The following is a 19,974-nucleotide window of genomic DNA, read 5'->3' as shown; positions in this document are numbered from 1 at the left end:
ATACCTCAGTATTTAAAGGTAAATTCTTGACTTTACATTGGTCTTGGACTTTCTAGTAGAAGTAGGAAATAAAACGCTAACCTGTCTTAGATGTATTTTTTTGTCTCTTAGCGTCTCTGGGTGCTTAAAAGGCTGGCGGTTTATTTATCCTTTGATTCAGTGTTGCTTGCGAATGACTGTATAAAACAGTCTGATCAATTAAATCAGTATTGTTGAGACTTACTAGGTTGAAACGCGCTAGAGATTCATCTATTGTATTCTCTCTAAGGTAATAAATATAGCAAAGATGCAGGTAACAAATTGTTTACTTGGCATTGGGTTGAGATATAACCAAAAACCTGCAAGATGATCTTGAAAGGCTTGATTTTCTGTTGTGAAAAATTCAGATATAGCAAGTTTTCAAACCCAGAGAGGATAAAGTTTTTCAGATCGTCTTGCAGAAAACTACACATAAGGTTTTATTTATGGTCTAAAATACTACTCATTTCTTGCTGATAACGCTTGGGAGTTGTGCGTAGCATTCGTTGAAACACAGATGTCATGTGACTTTGGTTGCCAAATCCCGCTTCTGCGGCTACCTGTGCTAGCGATCGCTTTTGGTTTTGTAAGAGTTGTTGGGCAAGTTCCAGCCGACACCGGAGGACATATTGATAAGGCGATAGTCCAGTTGTTACCTTAAATGCTCGTGCGAAATGGTAGGGGCTGAATCCTACCGTAGCAGCAATCTGGTTCAGGTTAAGTTCCTCGGATAGATGCGCTCTAATGTATTCCAAGGCAGACTTTAACAAATTTGGGTCTAAAAACTCTGGTGGACGTTTGAGCCGTCCAGATAGATTTGAACGTCGGTGAATAATCTGTGCTAACACCGCCGTTGCAACCGATTCTAAGTAAAATGCACCACCAATTTGTCCATTATAAAAAAACTCTTGCATAGCGATCGCAGCACTCAAGCCCCAATGAGTCTTGGGAATTTGCCCTGGCTGTAATTCAATTTTCTGTCCCTCTGCTTCCACTTTGACTATCCGCTCTAGAAAAGATTGGGAATATCCAAACACCACAAAACAAGAAGCATCTTCCACCGAAGTATAAGTACTGTCTTGAGGCACAATATCAAAACCTCCTGGTAGTGCTTGGTAAGGTTGCAGTCGATCAGCATTGAAGGCAGCAATCCCACGAGTTTCCCCAAAACTTGTTACCACCAGGTTAAGTGGTGAGCGAATATTGACTTCTAAATGTCCTGGCGGAATGATTGCTACCATCAACTCTGGTGTTTCTAGCCAGTGTCCCCACTGCGGTAGAGCTTCTAGTGGGGGCTGATCAAGAGGAATTTTACATTCTGGGGGATTGAATAAAAACTCTTTTAGCAGATTCATGGGCAGAGGCAATCAAGTATTAACAGCAATTTGAAGAAGAATGCAAAATCCAGAATCAATTTGGTGGGGGACTTAAACCCCTTTATTCATAAGCCACTCACACAGAATTAAATTCTGTTAGCGGTAGCGGGGCGTTTAGCCCATTCTGGCTCCTGACTCCTGAATTCTGTTTGTTAAATACTTCAACCCGATTGTCTCAAAAAGTAGATTTTGATATTCCGCAAGAATTGAAAAGACAGTAACAATTGCAGGCAAGTATTTTCAAAGTTAGGATTTTGATTCGAGTGATTGTCAATGCCTGTTCTGATTCCTATTTCAACCTTCTTTATCGGCTGTCATGGGCTACTTGCTCTGGGTTTATCCTATCGAGTGGCAATGGAGCGCACCCGTACTCGGATTTGGCATGGCGCATCTTTATCTGAGGTTGCCTCACAGCCCAATTACCTAGATCAACCGAATGCTTGGGCAGAGTTTGTGGAAAAAATGACACAACAATCTATTGTCACGAAAAACATGGAAGATGGGGTGTTGCAGCGTACTATCCGAGCGCATGGTAACTTCACAGAATACGTACCCCTTAGCCTCATATTCCTAATTGCCTTAGAGTGGATGCAGTCTGGGAAGGGACTGTTGTGGATGCTAGGTACTCTATTGACAGTAGCTCGGATTGCCCATGCCTGGGGATTAATACAGACTTATGGCCCATCACCGGGCAGGGCGATCGGTTTTTTCGGAACTTGGCTAGTTTATATCGTCGGCAGTCTGGCTTGTCTTTACTACAGCGTGCAGCAATTTTTATAGTCCAGCGACGGTTCTAACTCAAAAATTATAATGCTTAAAGCAATTGATACTGACCTTTGGGTTGCTGAACAACCCCTAAAATATTTTGGCTTGGAAGTAGGGACGAGGATGACTGTGATTCGTCTAACCAGTGGCAAATTAATGGTGATCTCACCTATTGGCATGGATGACGCAACTATCAATGAGCTAAATCAATTGGGAGAAGTTATTTACATTGTCGCCCCCAACTTGTATCATCATCTATTTGTTGCTGACTTCAAGCTGTGCTATCCTCGTGCCAAACTATGGGTAGTATCTGGTCTAGAGCGCAAACGACCAGATTTGCAAATCGACCAGATTATTAGCGATCGCAACATTCACCTAATTGATGGAGTTGAATATTTATTAGTAGAAGGATTCAACACATTGGATACTAGTGGATGTTCACCGCTCAATGAATGCGTCTTTTTTCATGTCAAAAGCCGAACTTTGATTGTCACTGACACAGTTTTCCATTTTGATGCTCAATGTTCGCCAAGCACAAGGTTAATAGCCAAACTTATAGGTGGTTACAACCAACTTCGTCCATCGTTATTGGAGAAATTTGCAACTCAGGATAAAGTCAAAGTTAAATCGTCAATTAAACAGCTTCTCACTTGGGATTTTGAACGAGTAATCATGGCGCATGGCAGCATAATTGAACAAGATGGTAAATCTCAGTTGAAAGCAGGTTATGAGTGGTTTTTAGAAATCTCTTTGTAGCAATACTTAACAAATAAGTTAAGTCGGCACGATAAAATCCATGTCTAATTACACCCTGCGTGTTACTGAATAGTATCGGGATCTATATTGAGCGATCGCAGCCTCGCCTTTAATTGTTCTATTTGCAATTCTGCCTGTTCTGCTCGTTGACGTTCCTGTTCGGCTCGTTGACGTTCCTGTTCTACCAGTTCTTCTGCTTGCTGTCTTGCTAAAACTTCCTGTCGTAAAGCTTCTGCCAGTTCATTGGGGATGAGTAATTTTTCCCCGTTATTTTCTCGATAAAACCCAATTAGTCTTCCCTCAACCAGCAAACGTAGTTGTAACGGTTCACTGCGTCCATCCTCTATAGGTTCGTAGATTTCTCCCCGCAAGCGATAGCCACGTAACTGTTGTTCTACCCACTCGCCTTTAGGGTCAAATAGCCAGTATTCCTTGACACCTAGCTGCTCATAGAGGGTCTTTTTGAAGATTTCGTCTTGTCCCTTGGTTCCAAAGGATGTCATCTCAAAAATAACTGTGGGTACTTGACCCTCTTCCCAGATTTTATAGTTGTCCCGACCGCCGGGTGTAACATCAAAAATCACCATCACATCTGGGGCTACCCGCAACTTCGGAAAACCTTGTGCATAGTAAAGAAATTGATTTCCTAATACTGTTGCCTGACGATTTGCCAAATACTGTTTCAGAACTTCTAAGGTAGTTAGTAAGGCATAAAGGTGGTCGTAGGTTTCTGCCACTGGTTGACCATCAGCACTGGGGTAGAAGATTTCTGATTCGACACTAGCAGGTAAAGTAGCCGTCATGGTTGTAAAATCAGCGCTACGAGATTATTGTAAAACAACTCTAGTTCTTCCTAACTTGAGATGTGCAAGCTTTTCAAAATATAACTAGATAACTCACAAAAACCTTCCCCTTCAGCAGCGTTAGTAATATAAGCAGGCTGATATTTTAACTGATTCACATATTCCAGCACGTTTGCCACGCCTACAGAAACAGGAAAATAACGCCGATCAAATAAACTTTCATCATTGGGACTATCACCCACAGTAACAATTTCTTCTGATGAGTACTGGGGCAAATATTCGCGCAATACCTGCAACAATCCCACAGCTTTATCTTGTCCTTGGGGTTTAATGTGACACTGCACGTTGCTATAGGTAAATCCCCAACCCATTTGTTGACAGAGATTATCTAGGGTTTGTAGTTCATCTTGAAGCAAACCAGCTACATCAAAAGTCCAGTCGGTGATGCGAAAGCGATTATCAGCGGATTCTTGGATTTGGGGAAATTTAGTTTGTAAATTCTCAAAAGTTGTAGCTAACTGCTGGCGATGTTTAACTAAATCGGGAATGGGTGTTAAGACTACTGGTTTATGGTTCCCAGGTGGAAAGTACAAACCGCCATTTTCTGCCATAGCACCTGCTACTGGCATCAAGCTACTCAATCCACTCACCCAGCCAGCAGAACGTCCTGTAACAATCAGCACCTTAATGTCATCTGCCGCTAAATCCTCTAAAGCTTGTAACAGTGCGGGAGTAAATTTTCCTCGTCTAGTTAGCGTGCCATCCATATCTGTGGCTATCAGACGAATATTGCTAAAGCTTGTAGATGAAATTTCAGACAGGGCAGGGACGCTCTGGTGTCTGGACATACGCAGTTTGTAAAAAGCTGTTAAAAATATTAATGATACAGCAAGATGACCTTGAAGATTTGGGCATCCTAAACATCAGGAGTCAAGTTTTTCAGTTTCCAACCATGTCCACTTCAATGTTTCTTGCCCAATCCTCCGGGACAAAGGCTAAAAAGGCATCCCAGGAAGTGCCAGCAAGTAATCCTCAAATACCACCATTATTGTTGGTAACTTCTGGAGGACTGGCTTTAGCGGTGATTGCTTTGATTGTGTATAGTAAGCTCCAGATGGATAAGCTGGAGAAAAAACTTAAGTTTGAACAATTCCGCGCCAGAGAACTAGAGAAAAAGTTTAAGCTGGCGCTGGAAACAATTCGCAAGATGGAAACTAATCCCGATTTGGTCAATTCACGGGACTTTAACCTGGATTATCTGCGAATGCGGATGTCAGAGGAGGTGTTTCATTTTGCAATCCTTAATCAAATAAAGATTCAGATCAAAGAAAAAATTTCTCAAGCTCTACGTCCAAATCAAGCCCAACAAGGATCAGTCGGAATTGCTAATAGCGCTGGACGGCAAGTAGATGAAATTTTTGATGTCGAGTATGAAACTGGTAGTCCAGGGAATTCTGCTAAACGGGTGCTGTTTCGGATTCAAATCCGGTTAATGAAATTACCGACGCAAGCAACTTCTGCGACTATTAGTCAAATTATTGATTGCATAGAAACTTACCTAAGCCCCATAGAAGACGAAGATAGTTGGCAACCCATAATTCAAGGTCGGATTGCTACTATGCATTGGGATCAAAAAGCTAAACCTACGCCTCTATTGGTGCTGGAGCAATCGAATGAAGGCGTGAATGTAACTTTTCGTACTAGTCGCCAACCAAATACTCCAACTCAGCCAAAGTCATCTGGAATTAAAAAATCAGGCTCGGCTAGATCATAAATTATGGCTGTCATTTGTCATTTGTCATTGGTCATTCACAAAGGACAAATGACTAAAATCATTACTGAATAACTGTATTTGGGGAATTACGGGTTAAAAGACCATCTTCCATTTCTACGATGCGATCGGCTATGTCTAAAATGCGGTTGTCGTGTGTCACTAATAAGATAGTAGTTCCCTGATTTTTGGCTAGACTCTGCATTATTTCTACGACATCGCGTCCTGATTGTTTATCTAATGCGGCTGTTGGTTCGTCTGCTAGCACTAGTGGGGGACGATTTACTAGGGCGCGAGCGATCGCAATTCTTTGTTTTTGTCCACCAGAAAGATTGTCTGGGTAGTAATCAACTCGTTCTTCTAGACCAACAGAACCCAGCATGGCTTTTGATTTAGCCACTGCTTCTGTTTGAGAAATATTATCATTCAACTCTACTGCCATTTGCACATTTTGCTTCGCAGTTAAGAAACCTAGCAAATTGTGAGCTTGGAAAATATAACCAATGTTGCGTCGCATTTGTACCAATTTGTTTTGACTGACGCCAACGAGTTCTTCACCTAAAAATTTTAAACTTCCCTCTTGTACAGACCGTAAACCACCAATTAAGCTGAGTAATGTGGTTTTACCTGAACCTGATGGGCCAGTCATAATGACAATTTCACCTGGATAAATTTCTAGGTTAATGTCAAACAATATCTGTTTTCTCAGTGCGCCTTTGCCATAGTAGTGGTTGAGATTTTTTATGGCGATTACAGGTTCTTTTTCCATCATATTTTTGTTAGTTCTAAGTTAGATTTTTCAAGAATTAACTGTAGCGAATGTAAGGAGTTAAATTTGTTTGATTGCCATCATAAATATGGCGATAACCAATATTAATTATTCATTGAATTTGAAATTAATTAAAAGATATCTGCTGGATCGGCAGAACGTAATTTTCGGACTGCGATCGCACCGGAAATTACACACATTAGTATAGTCAAAATCAATACCATTACTGCTCTATCAAAACTCATAAAAACTGGTAAAAGTGTTGCTTTTCTAGCACTATCATACATAAACAAAGTAAATATTATTCCAGGGACATATCCTAAAACTGCTAATAGCAAAGCTTCCTGAAGAATGACTGTTAATAAATAGTTTTGTGTATAGCCTATTGCCTTGAGAGTAGCGTATTCAGATAAGTGATCTGCAACTTCCGTATAAAGAATTTGATAAACAATCACAGTCCCCACAATGAAACCCATGACAGTTCCTAATGTGAAAATAAATCCAATAGCTGTACTATTTGCCCAATAATTCCGCTCAAAATCAATAAATTCTTGCTTAGTTAAAACATTGACCTCGTTAGGTAAATACTTTCGTAATTCTTGGGCGACAACTGTAGCATTCGCTCCCGGTTTTAATCTAATTAAACCAATATCAATCAATCCTTGTTGACGATTGTTGAATATTCGCAGAAAGTTGATATCACTTGTAATTAAATTACCATCTGCGCCAAAGGATGCACCTAATGTAAATAATCCTTCTACTTTAATTCGCCGCCTTCGTACTTCTGATGTTACAGTCTTTCCTTGATCATAATTAGCAGCAATTGGGCCATACTCCACCCTAGAAGAACGGTCAAATAGAACTACATCAGGTAGTTTAAGTTTATCTAAATTTTCCTGAACTCCAGGTAAGTTAACTAGATTATTTTCTGGGTTCATTCCAAATATCAGGATACTCCGAGGACGGCCTGTTACAGGATTTTTCCAGATTGTAAAGTCCAAATATATTGGATGTACTGATTGGACTGCGGGTAACTCTAAAGCTTTATATAAGCGTCGTTGAGAAAAGCTTCTCATCGCCAGGACAGCGCTAGATTGACTGTTAATTAAAACAATATCGCCTTGCAAGCTATTATGAAATCGAACGTTACTATAATACAGAGCATCCCGGAAGCCGAGTTGCATAAACATTAAAATATCAGCAAAAGAAATTCCTGCTAAAGCCACTGCTAGGCGAGTTTTTTCCCTTGTCAGTTGTAGCCACGACAGAGGTATTTTCTGATTCATTTTATAGGCATCCAAGCACAGTTAAATAATTCGCAATTCGTAATTGACTGTTGCTATTGATTTAAACTACCGACATTAGTTAAAAGTTGAAATTTTCCACTAGATTCTGGCAAGGCTAATGTCGGCTTTATAGAATGTTTAAAATTAGATAAACATACTATTGAGAGATATTCACAATCAAAAATATCAAATTAGAAATTGATATTGCTGCTCATCCATAACTTAATTAGTTATTAATTTCGACAACAACTTTGGCGTAAGTCAAACCAGAAACTTTCTCACTATCTTCTGGAGGTAGAGCAATTTTAACTTCTACGACTCTGGCATCCACATCTGCTGCTGGATCTGTATTCAGCACATCTTTTTTACCAATTTTTCTACCAATTTCAGTGACAGTTCCTTTTAATTCGCCGCTAAATGCTCCATTGTCGCTGCTGATAGTGGCGTTTTGACCAATACGCACTTTACCAATACTGTCTTCGGCGACTTCAGCAATCACAAACATTTGGCTGGTTTGTCCAATTTCAGCAATGCCATTGGCACCAATCGCTTCGCCTGACTTGCTGTAAACCTTTAGAATCTCTCCGGCTATTGGTGCTTGAACGTAGCTCAATCTCAGTTCTGCTTCGGCTTTTCTAACATTTGCGAGGGCATTACTAACTTGGGCTTGCGCTACTTGCACATCGGTAGGACTAACGTCCACAATTCTGCTCAGTTTGGCCTTTTCTTCATCGATTTGTCTTTGCAAAGTTGCTACAGTTTTATCGCGGTTAACTTTGGCTTCGATGAGCTGCTGTTGCAAAACTGCTAAATTTTGTATTTGGTTAGCTCTAGCCTCAGCAAGTTGCTGTCGCAGGGTTGCCAATGTCTGCTTGAGCGTAGCTTGGCTTTCAACAACCTGCTGATTAGCTGTTACTGCACTCAAGCGTCTTCTGTCCCGCTCTTGTTGAGAAATAGCACCTTCTCTGTATAAAAAATCATAGCGTCCAGCATCAACTTGGGCATTGCGCTGTTCGGCTTGGATACGTGTAATAGTCGCTCTTAGAGCATCTCTTTGCCCACTAAGTTCAGCTTCTAGGCGATTCACGGTTGCTTGTTGGACAAGTTTATCACCACTTAACTGAGCTGCAATCCGGGCGATCGCAGCTTGTTGAGCATTCCTTTCGCCAATTAACTGCGCTTGTAGGCGAGCAATAACTGCTCTTTGGGCTTGAATATCTCTTGGAGATCCAGCCCTAACTTGCGCTAAATTCGCACGGGCTTCTTGCACTTTGGCTTTTGCTTCTTCTAGTCCGGCTATTTGGGTATCACGGTTATCCAAAATTGCCAAAATTTGACCTTGCTTTACCTGTTCACCCTCTCTCACCAAAAGTTGCTGAATTCGTGACGATGGTGCTAATCCTGATGATGGGGCGGACAATTTAACAACTTCACCTCGCGGTTCCAAACGCCCTACAGCACTAATGCTATTGGTAGATGGCATTACAGGGGCAGATGTAGTTAGTTTTCTCAGCTGCTCGATTTTAGCTGTACCTAGTATCCCAGCGGCGATTACTATAGGCACAGCTACAGCGATGCCCCACCAAATCTTAGGTTGTTCTTGGTTAAGTGCCTGCTCACTTGGCTTTGGCTTTTCAGTCACCCTTGACATAATATGTTGCCCATTTACCTGAATTGTGCTGATGGAAGTAAAAATAAAAAGGTTTTTAATCAACAGCCAGCCGCTTAGGACAAACAACAGTGGTTTAAAGCTGGGTATGGCTTAAAAATCCATTGCGTGATGAACGCTCAACACTATGGCTTTGTAAAATGGTGTTTTCTATAAGCGATGTCTACGACGGGCTACGCCTACGCTAGTTTGTATGCAATACATTGACCTCACTTCCATTCCTCTCTCCTTTTAGGCACACAAGTCTGAAATAGCTGAAAAACCCAAGGTTTTACCCCACCCTAACCCTCCCCGATGCATTGGGGAGGGAACTAGATTTCTTGTTTCCCCCCTTGACAAGGGGGGATTAAGGGGGGTAGTTAGACTTGTGTGTACACCGTAGCTCCTTTTAGGAGAGAGGCTTTGAAGCTTACTTACTCCCCAAAGCTAGTAGGGAAGGGGCTGGGGGTTAGGTCTGTATTGAAACTGAGAAACGCTATAGTAGCTGGCTATTCAATAACTCTGAGTATTATTGAGACATGAGTGCAATGAAAGTTAGCAGAATTCACAAGCAGTATGAATCTAGATGCAGAGACGCGATATATCGCGTCTCTACACAAAATCCCAAAATGGTATGATGCGGTACTTTACTGCTACATTGACTACGGCTACAGTTAGTTACAAAATTGAAAAGAAACGTCAAAAATAGACTGTTGCCTTTGCTGGATACAATCTTGCTACAAAAGTTAGTCTTCCTTAAGTGAATCAACGATTAACTGACTAAAAAATATCTGTCAACTTGAGCATTCCTAACATCAGAGTTTCCTTAACTTTCTGGTCAATGAGTTAGCTGTCCTGTCTCTAGTTCTTGCGCCTACCAAGACAACAAACCATTTTGTGATATTCGCTTCAAAGACCTTACTATTCTCCCTGTTGCTGTTTTGGGACTCCATTAAACTCTCGTTGAATGAATTCTACATTTATCCGTTATCTGAAAACGTAACAGAGCCTACAGATGAGGGAGATGGGGGAGATGAAGGAGATAACTAACTAAGTTTTGGGGGTTTAAGTTGCATAGCAACTAGCAGAAGCAAGTTTTGTGGCTCTTGTCTTATAAGAGTTACAAAACTTAATGACATTAGCGAGTCCGTGAGCGTCATTACGAATTACGAATTACGAATTACGAATTACGAATTACGAATTACGAATTACGAATTATTTTAAGTTGGGAGGTCGAATAAAACTGTGGTCATGTAATTTTCTGCCCAAGCTGGGCCAAAGGCTTTTTCTAGTACACGACGGGTTTTATCGTTTTGTTGCTGTTTGGTGCAATAGTTGTGTTGTCCGGCAAGATTTTGGGTGACTTGTTCAACTGAAACAGGATGTGAGGCGATCGCTTGGGTACAATGAATGTCTAAAAATTCTCGCACCCGCGACAGAAACATTGCTTCTTCTTCAGGAGAACTGGGGCGCACAAAAATGCAAAAATCCGAAAAAATATTTCCCCATTCTGGTAATTCACGGGGTTGGGAAAAGTTAAGCACCGTTAGCTGTGTCAGTGCAGAAGTATACGATTCTGGTAAGGTACGCTCTAATTGAATCGGAGAAAGGTCTGCGATCGCTGCACTAATTTGACCTCTACCCCCAACTAAATCACAACCAAACATCGGCAGGTTGTATTCTGGACGGGGAAACATGACGCAGTGCAAAATATCCAGCATATTTCCAATTTTTGCCAGTTCCAAATGCATTTTCCGAAACTGGGGCGTTTGATAGCAGCGGTTTTCAATCGTCAGTTTTTCGCCTTCTAGTCTACCTTCCACATACCCCAACTCATCAGGCAAATGGTAGGGCGATAAATCCAGGTGCTGATGCCAAGCTGCCTCAATACAATCAGCTAGCTGACGAATTAGGGGATGTTGTTGCTCACGCAGCGAGGGCATAGAAGTAAATGACATATTCTAGTTGGGAATGCGATCTAATGGCCAGTCTACAACCAGTCGTGTCATACCTGTTGTGGTCTGCAATATAAGCAAACACTTGCACCCAGCCAACGTAAATTTATAAGACAGATACTTTTCACAAGGATTATTTATTTTGTAGTCTAGGTTACAGAAATAATTTTAGATTAGCCCATTTATGAAGGCTAATATAAGGCTATGAAATTAGATTCTCATAGACCAGATTTTGCTGTGCAAGCAAGAAGGCAGAATCTGGAAGGTTTAAATTGGGTAAACCTCTTGCGACTTCCCAACCCTTTTAGTTTTGACGAAGCACTTTTATTGTGTCCGGTTTCAGCAGATGAGTGGCTAGTCTGGATTCCAGATCATGGCGAAGCAATACTCAATATCAGGCAATTTAGTTATTAGTCATTTGTCATTTGTCATTTGTCATTGGTTAATAACTTTAGACAAGGGACTATTGCCAGAAATCAGTGACATCGTATTCCAATTCACTTAGCATCTGCCGCAGCAGGGGTAAACTGAGTCCAATGACATTGGTGTGACAGCCTTCAATTTTTTCTACGAAGAAACTACCAAAACCTTCAATTGCAAAGGCCCCAGCACACTTGAGGGGTTCACCTGTAGCAACATAAGCTTCAATGGCGCGATCGCTCATTTGAGCAAAGTAAACTCTTGTGACTTGAGACTTGACTAAAGTATGGTTTTGTCCAGGGTCAATTAAGGCGTGACCTGTGTACAAGTCGCCAAAGTTACCTTGCATTATCTGCCAACGGGCGATCGCTTCAGAAGCATCTGCTGGTTTGCCGTAAATTTCACCATTCATGGACAAAACTGAATCACAACCCATAATCAAAGCCGATTCAAACTGCGGTACTACAGTTTCCGCTTTGTACTGGGCAAGAGTTTTGACCAATTCTGCTGGTTCACTGAGTTCAATTTGCGACTCATCAAAGTCACTAGGTTGAACTATCGGTTCAATACCAACAGTTTGCAGCAAGCGGCGTCGGGCTGGGGAAGCTGAAGCAAGTACAAAAGGTGGAATTTTCATGAGATTTTAGAAAAATTTGTTAATTGGGCATCGGGTATTGGGCATTGGGTATTGGGCATTGGGTATTACCTTTATTTTTGATATTTCCTGTTCCCTATTCCCTATTCCCTACTCCCCAATTAATAGACAGAAAAAGAATTGACAACCTCATCAATCATCCGTTTAACTTTCTGCCAGCGTTTTTCAGGAATTGAGGCATTGAAGGTAAAAAGTTTACCACGGCTCACAGCAACACTGGCGATGTTGTGTCGTTGCTGTTGATTGGGGAGTTTAACTTCATACTCTAAAAGGTAATATGTTTTACCGTCTACTTCTCGCTCTGCGGCATTGACTAATTCAGCCGAACGACCAGAGTCAGGAGGCGCGAGAGCCGCTTTTCCTAATTTGTATCCTACTTCTGTTGGGGTTCCCAATTCTGACAAAGTTTTGCCTTCTGGAACTGGGCTAATTACAACCGAAACATTTTCAGACACCTCAATCAAATCGTGGAAAACCACATCTGGCCCATTGGCAACTTTAACTGGCAGCCAGCCGTTAGGATATAAAAACTGATAGCCATCACTACTGTCTACAAAGCTTTTGAGTCCAGATGCAACCGCTACATCAGAATTACTCAGACTGAAGCTCAACACCAATAGCAAAATTAATACAATTCGTTTCAACATTTCTACAAATTCCTTTGGGCTGGAGACAACACTAGCCAGTTTGTCCAGAAAGCGGGGAGCGGTATAATAACCCATGAGCTTGTCTTATGAATAATTAACACTTCTGAAGTTAATGTTAAGTTTTTTTGAGTACCGCGATCGCTTTTTTTCACACAAGACACAGTTTAGCGGTGTGAACAGCTGCAATCAACCAAAATATTATAGAGGAATGTTATGGGGAAACCAATTTAGCCAAGCGCCCCAATTTTCTACAATTTGGGCAAATTCTGCATATCCGCCTGCTTGCGGATGAACACCATCATTAGCTTTTGCTTCATTTATCCAGATGTTTGATTTTTCTAATATCAGAAAAACATCTAAATAAGGTACATTTAATTCCCTACAAATTAAAGCAAACTGTTTAGATAAATCAGTAGTTCTCTGCTTTCTTACTGGGTCTTCTCGTTCTTCGTATGGTGCTAATCCAACCATCAAAATAGGATACAAGGATTTTGCTTCACTTAAAATTTCACGGGTATTTTTGATAGAATCTGTAAAATCTACACGAGTTTTACCGTTTTCTACTGTTGTGTCATTTAATCCAAAGGAAAATATAACTCTGCCATCATATTCTTTGGGTAAGCGAAGTGATACTTCCTGTAACCAACGCTTTGCGATATCGGTACTGGTATCTCGCCTAATTCCTAAATTATAGTAGGTAATGTCATAACCTTTTTTATTAGCATTAGCGCATATTCTACCTGTCCAACCAAGACATTCAGGATCGCCAGTACCATTAACAAAAGAGTCACCAACAAAACAAATTCTTACTTCTTTTAGCATTATCAGTGTCTTAATAAACGTATAGGTACATAGAGAATAACTCCGCGTCCCTTTGTGTTCCTCTACGTTTCAAAACAAATTTAGTAAATAGGAGAGGTAGATAATTCTACCTCTCCTATGGGGATAAACTAATTACTTAAAGCTATTGAGCTTTTAGTATCTGTTTGGTTTGTGAACAAGAAAGCTGAGAACTTGGCACTGCTTGATGTTGTCAAAACCTACAACACGGATATAGCTGTTGTTGAATTGAGAACGGCATCCTTGAACTTCGCTCAATACTTCTTGAGTGGATTTAGCACCGAACAAAGGCAACTTCCACATTGTCCAATATAATTCTGTTGGCTCAGAAGTTTCGTTAAACTCGATCGCAGGAATGTAACCTTGATTCAAGATGTACTGGACTTGTTTAGCGATTTGAGCATCAGACAGAGGGGGAAGATAAGAAAGGGTTTCGTAACGACGCTCTTTTGGTAAAGTTTGCATAGCTTTTGATAATGGGTTGCGATTTTTACTACTAGGTTGACCGAACTAATTGGATAAGTTATCCAAATTCTGATCTGAAGTTGTTTGCTGTTCTGGTTGCAGACTGGGGTTAGATGTGTCTACTACTTGTGTGATGCGTTCTAAATGCTGGCGACGCTGCTCCATATTGGCTTGTTGAATGCCAGTGCGAACCATTTCCGGTAAAAATTCTGCAATTTCTTCCACAATGTGTTCTCTGACAGTCATGATTCGCAAAGCTAAATCTGGTTTTTCTCGCAGCAGTTGCTCAAGGAATGACTCACCATTTTGAATTTTGCCAGACGAAAAGTTATGCAACCAAAGTTCTAATGGCGGATTAGTTTCGCCTAGCTGTGCCAATACTGTCCTTAGAGCCTGATAAGTCAGATAGCTTTGGAGAGTTTTGGCTGTGTCCTTCGCAATTTGCTTAAGATTCATGCTTGACCCCAGCCCTGAAGAGTTATGAGTTATGAGTTATGAGTTATGAATTAATGCAAATCCTAACTCTTAACTCTTAACTCTTAACTGTTAACCCAGATCAGACGGTATCCATTGCTTCAAACTCGAACTTGATTTCTTTCCATAGTTCGCAAGCAACAGCTAGTTCAGGAGACCACTTGGCAGCTTCGCGGATGATATCGTTACCTTCACGAGCCAAGTTGCGGCCTTCGTTACGAGCTTGAACAACAGCTTCTAAGGCGACGCGGTTAGCGGTTGCACCAGGAGCGTTACCCCAAGGGTGTCCCAGAGTACCACCACCGAATTGTAGTACGGAGTCATCACCAAAGATTTCTACTAGCGCGGGCATGTGCCATACGTGGATACCACCAGAAGCAACTGCCATTACACCAGGTAGAGAAGCCCAGTCTTGGGTAAAGTAAATACCACGAGACTTGTCTTGCTCAATGTAGTTTTCACGCAACAGGTCAACGAAGCCCATTGTGATGCCGCGCTCACCTTCCAACTTACCAACTACTGTACCGGTGTGGATGTGATCACCACCAGACAAACGTAGGGCTTTAGCCAATACACGGAAGTGGATACCGTGGTTCTTTTGACGGTCAATTACAGCGTGCATAGCACGGTGAATGTGTAGCAAGATACCGTTGTCGCGGCACCAACGAGCCAATGTGGTGTTGGCGGTGAAACCTGCGGTGAGGTAGTCATGCATGATGATGGGCTGCTTGAGTTCTTTAGCGTACTCAGCCCGTTGCAACATTTGTTCACAGGTGGGGGCGGTGACGTTGAGGTAGTGACCTTTGATTTCACCGGTTTCTGCTTGAGCTTTGCTGATAGCTTCAGCTACGAACAAGAAGCGATCGCGCCATCTTTGGAATGGTGCGGAGTTGATGTTTTCGTCGTCTTTGGTGAAGTCCAAACCACCGCGTAAGCACTCGTATACAGCGCGTCCGTAGTTCTTAGCGGAAAGACCCAATTTGGGCTTAATGGTACAACCCAGTAAAGGACGACCGTATTTGTTTAACTTGTCGCGCTCAACTTGGATACCGTGAGGAGGCCCTTGGAAGGTCTTGATGTAAGCTACTGGGAAACGGATGTCTTCTAGACGTAGTGCCCGTAGAGCTTTGAAACCAAATACGTTACCTACAATTGAGGTCAATACGTTGGTTACAGAACCTTCTTCAAACAAGTCCAAAGGATAGGCAACGTAACAAATGTACTGGTTGTCTTCGCCGGGAACTGGTTCGATGTCATAGCAACGACCTTTGTAGCGATCGAGGTCGGTGAGCAAATCTGTCCACACAGTTGTCCAAGTACCTGTGGAAGATTCAGCCGCAACAGCCGCACCTGCTTCTTCGGGAGGAACACCAGGCTGAGGTGTCATGCGGAACGCAGCTAGAAGATCGGTATCTTTTGGTGTGTAATCGGGTGTGTAATAAGTTAGTCTGTAATCTTTAACCCCGGCTTGATACCCAGACTTGCTCTGAGTCTTCGTTTGAGCGTAAGACATATTTTATCCTTCCCTGAAATCACTCTTAATTAATTATCAAATCACGTTTTGTGCAACTTCCCCTCACCCCGGCTCTTTCCCGCCTAGATGGGGGAGAAGATTAGGAAAATTTTTGTTAAGGGTTGCCTTTGGCAGAGGTTAGCAGTTTTTTTGCGGCGGACACTTTGGTAGCGGTGGTAGCCCTCCTCACCAGTGTTCTCCCCTTCTAGGGGTACACGACCTAGCGCTTCTACTGTTCCCTCTTGCTAAAAATCAAAATTCTTTTTTACTTCTTCTTCGCACCCAACTAAACCTTCTCAATTTCACCAAAACTTCCGCGTTTTTGCGGGTAGCATTCAGATAATTCCCCCATAAATTGGGATATTCAGGGGATTGGGCTGGCTGGCACACATTCCCGGCTTTACACTCCCTATATCTTTCCCCTTGATGGAAAAGATACCAGAAAAGAATTTACTTGACAGAGATTTAGCGGAGTGGTGAGCGAAAGATAAAAGAATTGCACACCACGTAATTTGTAACTTGTTTCACAATATATCAAGAATTCGATAAGTTATTCTTTGAAAGTTTTTAACTTATCTATTTAATTTTGTTATTACATAAAGATTTAAACTTTTTGTTACAAATGCTTTACAAAGTGTCATCAATGGTATTTGAGCATTGGGTATTGGGTATTGGGTATTGGGTATTGGGTATTGGGCATTGGGCATTGGGCATTGGGCATTGGGCATTGGGCATTGGGCATTGGGAGTGTGGAAAGGGTGCGAAGCTTTTTTATAATCTCACCACTCATCCCCCATGCACCATGCCCCATGCCCCATGCCCAATACCTAATGTTTAAAAAATCCCAGCTAGGGGAACACTGGAATTAACCCAAAGCCAGTTTAGGTAACGGCTATGGGCACTGTCTCCAAAGGGAATGTCACCGTGGTATTGTTTTGCAAGCGTAATAGTTTATTGATTACTTCTATCCTCCTGGGGTTGATAGCTTTGCCAAGTATGGGATGGGCACAAAAAACTCCTGATGTTAATTCATCTGATTTAACCCCTGCTTACCCAGCTTCCCCACCGCCACCGCGAGTTGAACCCTTACCCGATGAGCGGGGAGTGCAAGAAAATTCGCCAGAAACTGATTATCGTGTTGGTAACTTACTGGGAGATATTACAGGCAATCTTTGGGTAGGTTCTTGGCGGGGACTATCGCGGATTGATCCTAAAACAGGCAAGATTATTTCTCGTGTTAGCCTACCGAATATTGCTATTGGTGCTTTAGCTCAAGACAAAGTAGGACGTTTGTGGGTAGGAAGTTATGGCGGACTGATGCGAGTAGACCCCCGCACTAGCAAAATTACCGCGCAGAATTTATTTTTGCCTTCTAAACGGATATTGTCGCTATTACTTGACAAGCGGGGTTATTTGTGGACTGGAACCGATAGTGGTTTAGCTCTAATTAGTCCCGACCAAGGCTTGATTATGACAACATTAAAAAATCTGCCTGGTGTCAGCGCCAACACCCTGACTTTAGATGCTGAAGGTCAACTGTGGGTTGGCACTCTTGATGGATTAGTCCGGGTAAATACTGCTAGTGCTGCGGTTATGAAGCGGATTGCCAATTTACCAGGGACGACTGTACAAGCTTTAGCTATTAGTCCAGAAGGATTAATTTGGGCCGGAATGCCAAATAATTTGCTAGTTATTAACCCAAAAACTGGTGCAGTTTTGCGGTCTGTGACTCGGCTGCGTGGGCGTGATGTAACAGCAGTACGTTTTGCTAAGGATGGTAGTGTCTGGGTCGGGACTAACAATGGTTTGTTACGATTAAATCCAAATACAGGAGCTGTCTTAGATGCAGAAGTTGCTGGACTTCCTTCTAGTCGGGTTCTTGCCCTTGCACCTGACATCGGCAATAAATTATGGATTGGCACTAGTGAAGGTCTAGCTTGGTTAATGCCCAAAACAGACAGTGCAAAACCCCATATTGCTTTCAGTCGCGCTGTTAAGTAGGGATTAGGGGACAGGTTACAGGGTACAGGGGACTGAATTCTTTTAGCCGATCACCTATACCTATCACTTATCCCCTATCACCTATCACCTATCCCCTAATTAAAAATGGCAATCACTACCCAGCAATTAATTCAATGGAAACAACAGGGACGTTCAATTGTGGCGTTGACCGCCTGGGATTATGCGATCGCTCAACTCCTCGATGCAGCTGGTGTAGACTTAATCCTCGTGGGTGACTCTATGGCAGTAGTTCTAGGGTATGAAACAACACTCCCAATAACTTTGGATGAAATCATATATCACGCAAAATCTGTGCGCCGTGGTGTTAAACGCGCATTAGTAGTAGTAGATTTACCATTTTTGACGTATCAAGAAAGTCTTCAACAAGCGATGCATTCAGCTGGGCGGGTACTGAAGGAAACGGGCGCTCAAGCGGTAAAGTTAGAAGGTGGCTATCCAGCGATCGCAGAAACAGTGGCTCGTTTAGTACAAGCCGGAATTCCGGTCATGGGTCATGTGGGTTTGACACCACAATCAGTACATCAACTGGGTTTGCGACAACAAGGTAAGACGCAAGAAGCAAGTGAGAGAATTTTACAAGAAGCGATCGCTCTCGAACAAGCGGGTGTATTTTCTCTAGTGTTAGAGCATATACCCGCGGATTTGGCAATGCAGATTTCACAAAAATTGAGTATTCCCACAATTGGTATCGGTGCGGGAATTCACTGCGATGGACAAGTTTTAGTTACCTCTGATGTCCTTGGACTTGCAGAGAAACATCCACCATTCGCCAAAGTTTACACAAATTTGCGCGAGACGATTACCAAAGCTGTGCAAGATTATGCCGTGGAAGTGCGAGAGCGCAAGTTTCCTTGACTTCATCATTAACTATGGGTGAAACTGAAGCAACAAATTTCTTAAGAGTTCTACTTCAACAAGATGCAGAGCAAGTACAAACTTGGTTGAGAATGGTTTGGGCAAAGCAACAGCAAGTACCAGAAAAATTTAACTGGCTTGGTTTAGCTGAAGTCTCTACTTCCAGAGCGCAAGAACTAGCCAATGAAGAATCTAATGAATCTCATTCAGAAAGCCTTGCTTGGGCAGAGATAGCAAGTTCAGTTTACGAATTTTTAGCTGAAAATAATCCTAGCTTTTCTGAGAGATATCTAGATTCTTTAATGACATTACGAGCTTACATGATCCTAAAATTTGGTGCTATTCCAGAAAATCCAGTTCTCGATATATATCTGATTATTAATTGGTTTTTCGATAATTTACATATTTCCTACCAAGAAGCATTAATTAAAGCAGCAGATTGGAGAGAAGCTTTAGCAGCCAATAATCCAGAAGAAACTCAAAAAAAGTTTGATAGCGAACTTGAAGATTTCAGAAAACTAAGGTTGATTAAGAATCGGTTATCAATCATTAAATATTTATCTAAGAGTAAAGATTTTCTTCCAAACGAGGAACTCAATATTTGGATTTCACTTTGGGAGAAATTGCCCTGAGTTATACTGCTGAAGTATTTTTAAGTCCTTGAATGTAGTACCGCAACCTAAATAATTAAATCAACAATAACTATTAAATAAAAGTTAAATAAAGGGCTAATCGAGAACACAAAAAACCCCGACTTAATAGCCGAGGTAGATGGGAGAAGTCCAAATGTCGATGGGATATTGCAATACCGAAGTCTGTTTTTCTTAGTTAACACCCAATGTAACTAAAATTACATAAGTAGTAGATAAGGTGCAATTTTAGTTATGCAGCTTATTTTCAGGCTTTCCTAAGTTATGTAAATAAATATAACAATAA

At 41.7% G+C, this 19,974-nt stretch carries 21 protein-coding genes; 8 read left to right on the top strand and 13 right to left on the bottom strand.

Annotated features, from left to right (window positions below):
• Positions 1-458: 458 nt before the first annotated feature.
• Positions 459-1,373 carry a helix-turn-helix domain-containing protein gene (locus tag HUN01_RS08775; RefSeq protein ID WP_181930942.1) on the bottom strand — a complete coding sequence of 305 codons (915 nt, stop codon included), beginning with the start codon at positions 1,371-1,373 and terminating at the stop codon, positions 459-461.
• Between the two features lie 294 nt (positions 1,374-1,667).
• Between HUN01_RS08775 and HUN01_RS08770 the strand changes: the two genes are divergently transcribed.
• Both HUN01_RS08770 and HUN01_RS08765 read left to right on the top strand, forming a co-directional pair.
• The gene (locus HUN01_RS08770; RefSeq protein ID WP_181930941.1) at positions 1,668-2,174 is read left to right on the top strand and encodes an MAPEG family protein; all 507 of its coding nucleotides are present in this window, start codon (positions 1,668-1,670) and stop codon (positions 2,172-2,174) included.
• Between the two features lie 30 nt (positions 2,175-2,204).
• Positions 2,205-2,915 (top strand): DUF4336 domain-containing protein, encoded by a 711-nt coding sequence (locus HUN01_RS08765; RefSeq protein WP_181930940.1) that lies wholly within the window; start codon positions 2,205-2,207, stop codon positions 2,913-2,915.
• 62 nt (positions 2,916-2,977) lie between these two features.
• Here the strand turns inward: HUN01_RS08765 and HUN01_RS08760 are convergent, their stop codons facing one another.
• Together HUN01_RS08760 and HUN01_RS08755 are read right to left on the bottom strand one after the other, a co-directional pair.
• A complete protein-coding gene (locus tag HUN01_RS08760) occupies positions 2,978-3,718 on the bottom strand; it encodes a Uma2 family endonuclease (protein WP_181930939.1) in 741 nt (246 codons plus the stop codon).
• A gap of 50 nt (positions 3,719-3,768) precedes the next feature.
• Entirely contained in the window at positions 3,769-4,566 is a 798-nt protein-coding gene (locus HUN01_RS08755; protein WP_181930938.1) for an HAD family hydrolase, read from the bottom strand.
• 104 nt (positions 4,567-4,670) lie between these two features.
• Between HUN01_RS08755 and HUN01_RS08750 the strand changes: the two genes are divergently transcribed.
• A complete protein-coding gene (locus HUN01_RS08750) occupies positions 4,671-5,492 on the top strand; it encodes a hypothetical protein (RefSeq protein WP_181932620.1) in 822 nt (273 codons plus the stop codon).
• A gap of 61 nt (positions 5,493-5,553) precedes the next feature.
• On the opposite strand, the gene HUN01_RS08745 is transcribed toward HUN01_RS08750, so the two are convergent.
• From HUN01_RS08745 to HUN01_RS08730, 4 genes are all read right to left on the bottom strand, one after another.
• Positions 5,554-6,258, bottom strand: coding sequence for a DevA family ABC transporter ATP-binding protein (locus tag HUN01_RS08745; protein WP_181932619.1), 705 nt, complete (start codon positions 6,256-6,258; stop codon positions 5,554-5,556).
• 131 nt (positions 6,259-6,389) lie between these two features.
• Positions 6,390-7,544 (bottom strand): ABC transporter permease DevC, encoded by a 1,155-nt coding sequence (devC, locus tag HUN01_RS08740; protein ID WP_181930937.1) that lies wholly within the window; start codon positions 7,542-7,544, stop codon positions 6,390-6,392.
• 226 nt (positions 7,545-7,770) lie between these two features.
• Positions 7,771-9,195 carry an HlyD family efflux transporter periplasmic adaptor subunit gene (locus HUN01_RS08735; RefSeq protein ID WP_181930936.1) on the bottom strand — a complete coding sequence of 475 codons (1,425 nt, stop codon included), beginning with the start codon at positions 9,193-9,195 and terminating at the stop codon, positions 7,771-7,773.
• Between the two features lie 1,217 nt (positions 9,196-10,412).
• Complete coding sequence (locus HUN01_RS08730) at positions 10,413-11,150, bottom strand: phycocyanobilin:ferredoxin oxidoreductase (protein ID WP_181930935.1); 738 nt, start codon at positions 11,148-11,150, stop codon at positions 10,413-10,415.
• A gap of 201 nt (positions 11,151-11,351) precedes the next feature.
• Between HUN01_RS08730 and HUN01_RS08725 the strand changes: the two genes are divergently transcribed.
• Complete coding sequence (locus HUN01_RS08725) at positions 11,352-11,561, top strand: hypothetical protein (protein WP_181930934.1); 210 nt, start codon at positions 11,352-11,354, stop codon at positions 11,559-11,561.
• A gap of 49 nt (positions 11,562-11,610) precedes the next feature.
• Here HUN01_RS08725 and HUN01_RS08720 read toward each other — a convergent pair whose 3' ends face one another.
• The 6 genes from HUN01_RS08720 to HUN01_RS08695 all read right to left on the bottom strand — a co-directional run bounded on the left by HUN01_RS08720 (position 11,611) and on the right by HUN01_RS08695 (position 16,161).
• The gene (locus HUN01_RS08720; RefSeq protein ID WP_181930933.1) at positions 11,611-12,204 is read right to left on the bottom strand and encodes a Maf family protein; all 594 of its coding nucleotides are present in this window, start codon (positions 12,202-12,204) and stop codon (positions 11,611-11,613) included.
• A 119-nt stretch (positions 12,205-12,323) separates the two neighbouring features.
• Positions 12,324-12,869, bottom strand: coding sequence for a photosystem II reaction center PsbP (gene psbP, locus HUN01_RS08715; protein ID WP_181932618.1), 546 nt, complete (start codon positions 12,867-12,869; stop codon positions 12,324-12,326).
• A 198-nt stretch (positions 12,870-13,067) separates the two neighbouring features.
• A complete protein-coding gene (locus tag HUN01_RS08710; protein ID WP_181930932.1) occupies positions 13,068-13,691 on the bottom strand; it encodes a GDSL-type esterase/lipase family protein in 624 nt (207 codons plus the stop codon).
• A gap of 153 nt (positions 13,692-13,844) precedes the next feature.
• Positions 13,845-14,174 (bottom strand): ribulose bisphosphate carboxylase small subunit, encoded by a 330-nt coding sequence (locus tag HUN01_RS08705; RefSeq protein ID WP_069072884.1) that lies wholly within the window; start codon positions 14,172-14,174, stop codon positions 13,845-13,847.
• Positions 14,175-14,219: 45 nt separating this feature from the next.
• On the bottom strand, positions 14,220-14,630 hold the full coding sequence (rcbX, locus tag HUN01_RS08700; RefSeq protein ID WP_181930931.1) for a RuBisCO chaperone RbcX: 411 nt from the start codon (positions 14,628-14,630) through the stop codon (positions 14,220-14,222).
• Between the two features lie 100 nt (positions 14,631-14,730).
• Positions 14,731-16,161 carry a form I ribulose bisphosphate carboxylase large subunit gene (locus tag HUN01_RS08695; RefSeq protein WP_181930930.1) on the bottom strand — a complete coding sequence of 477 codons (1,431 nt, stop codon included), beginning with the start codon at positions 16,159-16,161 and terminating at the stop codon, positions 14,731-14,733.
• A 622-nt stretch (positions 16,162-16,783) separates the two neighbouring features.
• Between HUN01_RS08695 and HUN01_RS08690 the strand changes: the two genes are divergently transcribed.
• The 4 genes from HUN01_RS08690 (at position 16,784) to HUN01_RS08675 (ending at position 19,670) form a co-directional block, all read left to right on the top strand.
• Positions 16,784-16,999, top strand: a complete 216-nt coding sequence (locus tag HUN01_RS08690) for a hypothetical protein (protein ID WP_181932968.1) — start codon at positions 16,784-16,786, stop codon at positions 16,997-16,999.
• A gap of 56 nt (positions 17,000-17,055) precedes the next feature.
• Positions 17,056-18,162, top strand: coding sequence for a ligand-binding sensor domain-containing protein (locus tag HUN01_RS08685; protein WP_181930929.1), 1,107 nt, complete (start codon positions 17,056-17,058; stop codon positions 18,160-18,162).
• A 105-nt stretch (positions 18,163-18,267) separates the two neighbouring features.
• The gene (gene panB / locus HUN01_RS08680; protein WP_181930928.1) at positions 18,268-19,038 is read left to right on the top strand and encodes a 3-methyl-2-oxobutanoate hydroxymethyltransferase; all 771 of its coding nucleotides are present in this window, start codon (positions 18,268-18,270) and stop codon (positions 19,036-19,038) included.
• Between the two features lie 14 nt (positions 19,039-19,052).
• A complete protein-coding gene (locus tag HUN01_RS08675) occupies positions 19,053-19,670 on the top strand; it encodes a hypothetical protein (RefSeq protein ID WP_181930927.1) in 618 nt (205 codons plus the stop codon).
• Positions 19,671-19,974: the final 304 nt, after the last annotated feature.

The organism is Nostoc edaphicum CCNP1411 (assembly GCF_014023275.1).
GTDB lineage: Bacteria > Cyanobacteriota > Cyanobacteriia > Cyanobacteriales > Nostocaceae > Nostoc > Nostoc edaphicum_A.
Note: the sequence above shows the minus strand (reverse complement) of the source record. Positions and strands in the feature narration are given on the sequence as shown.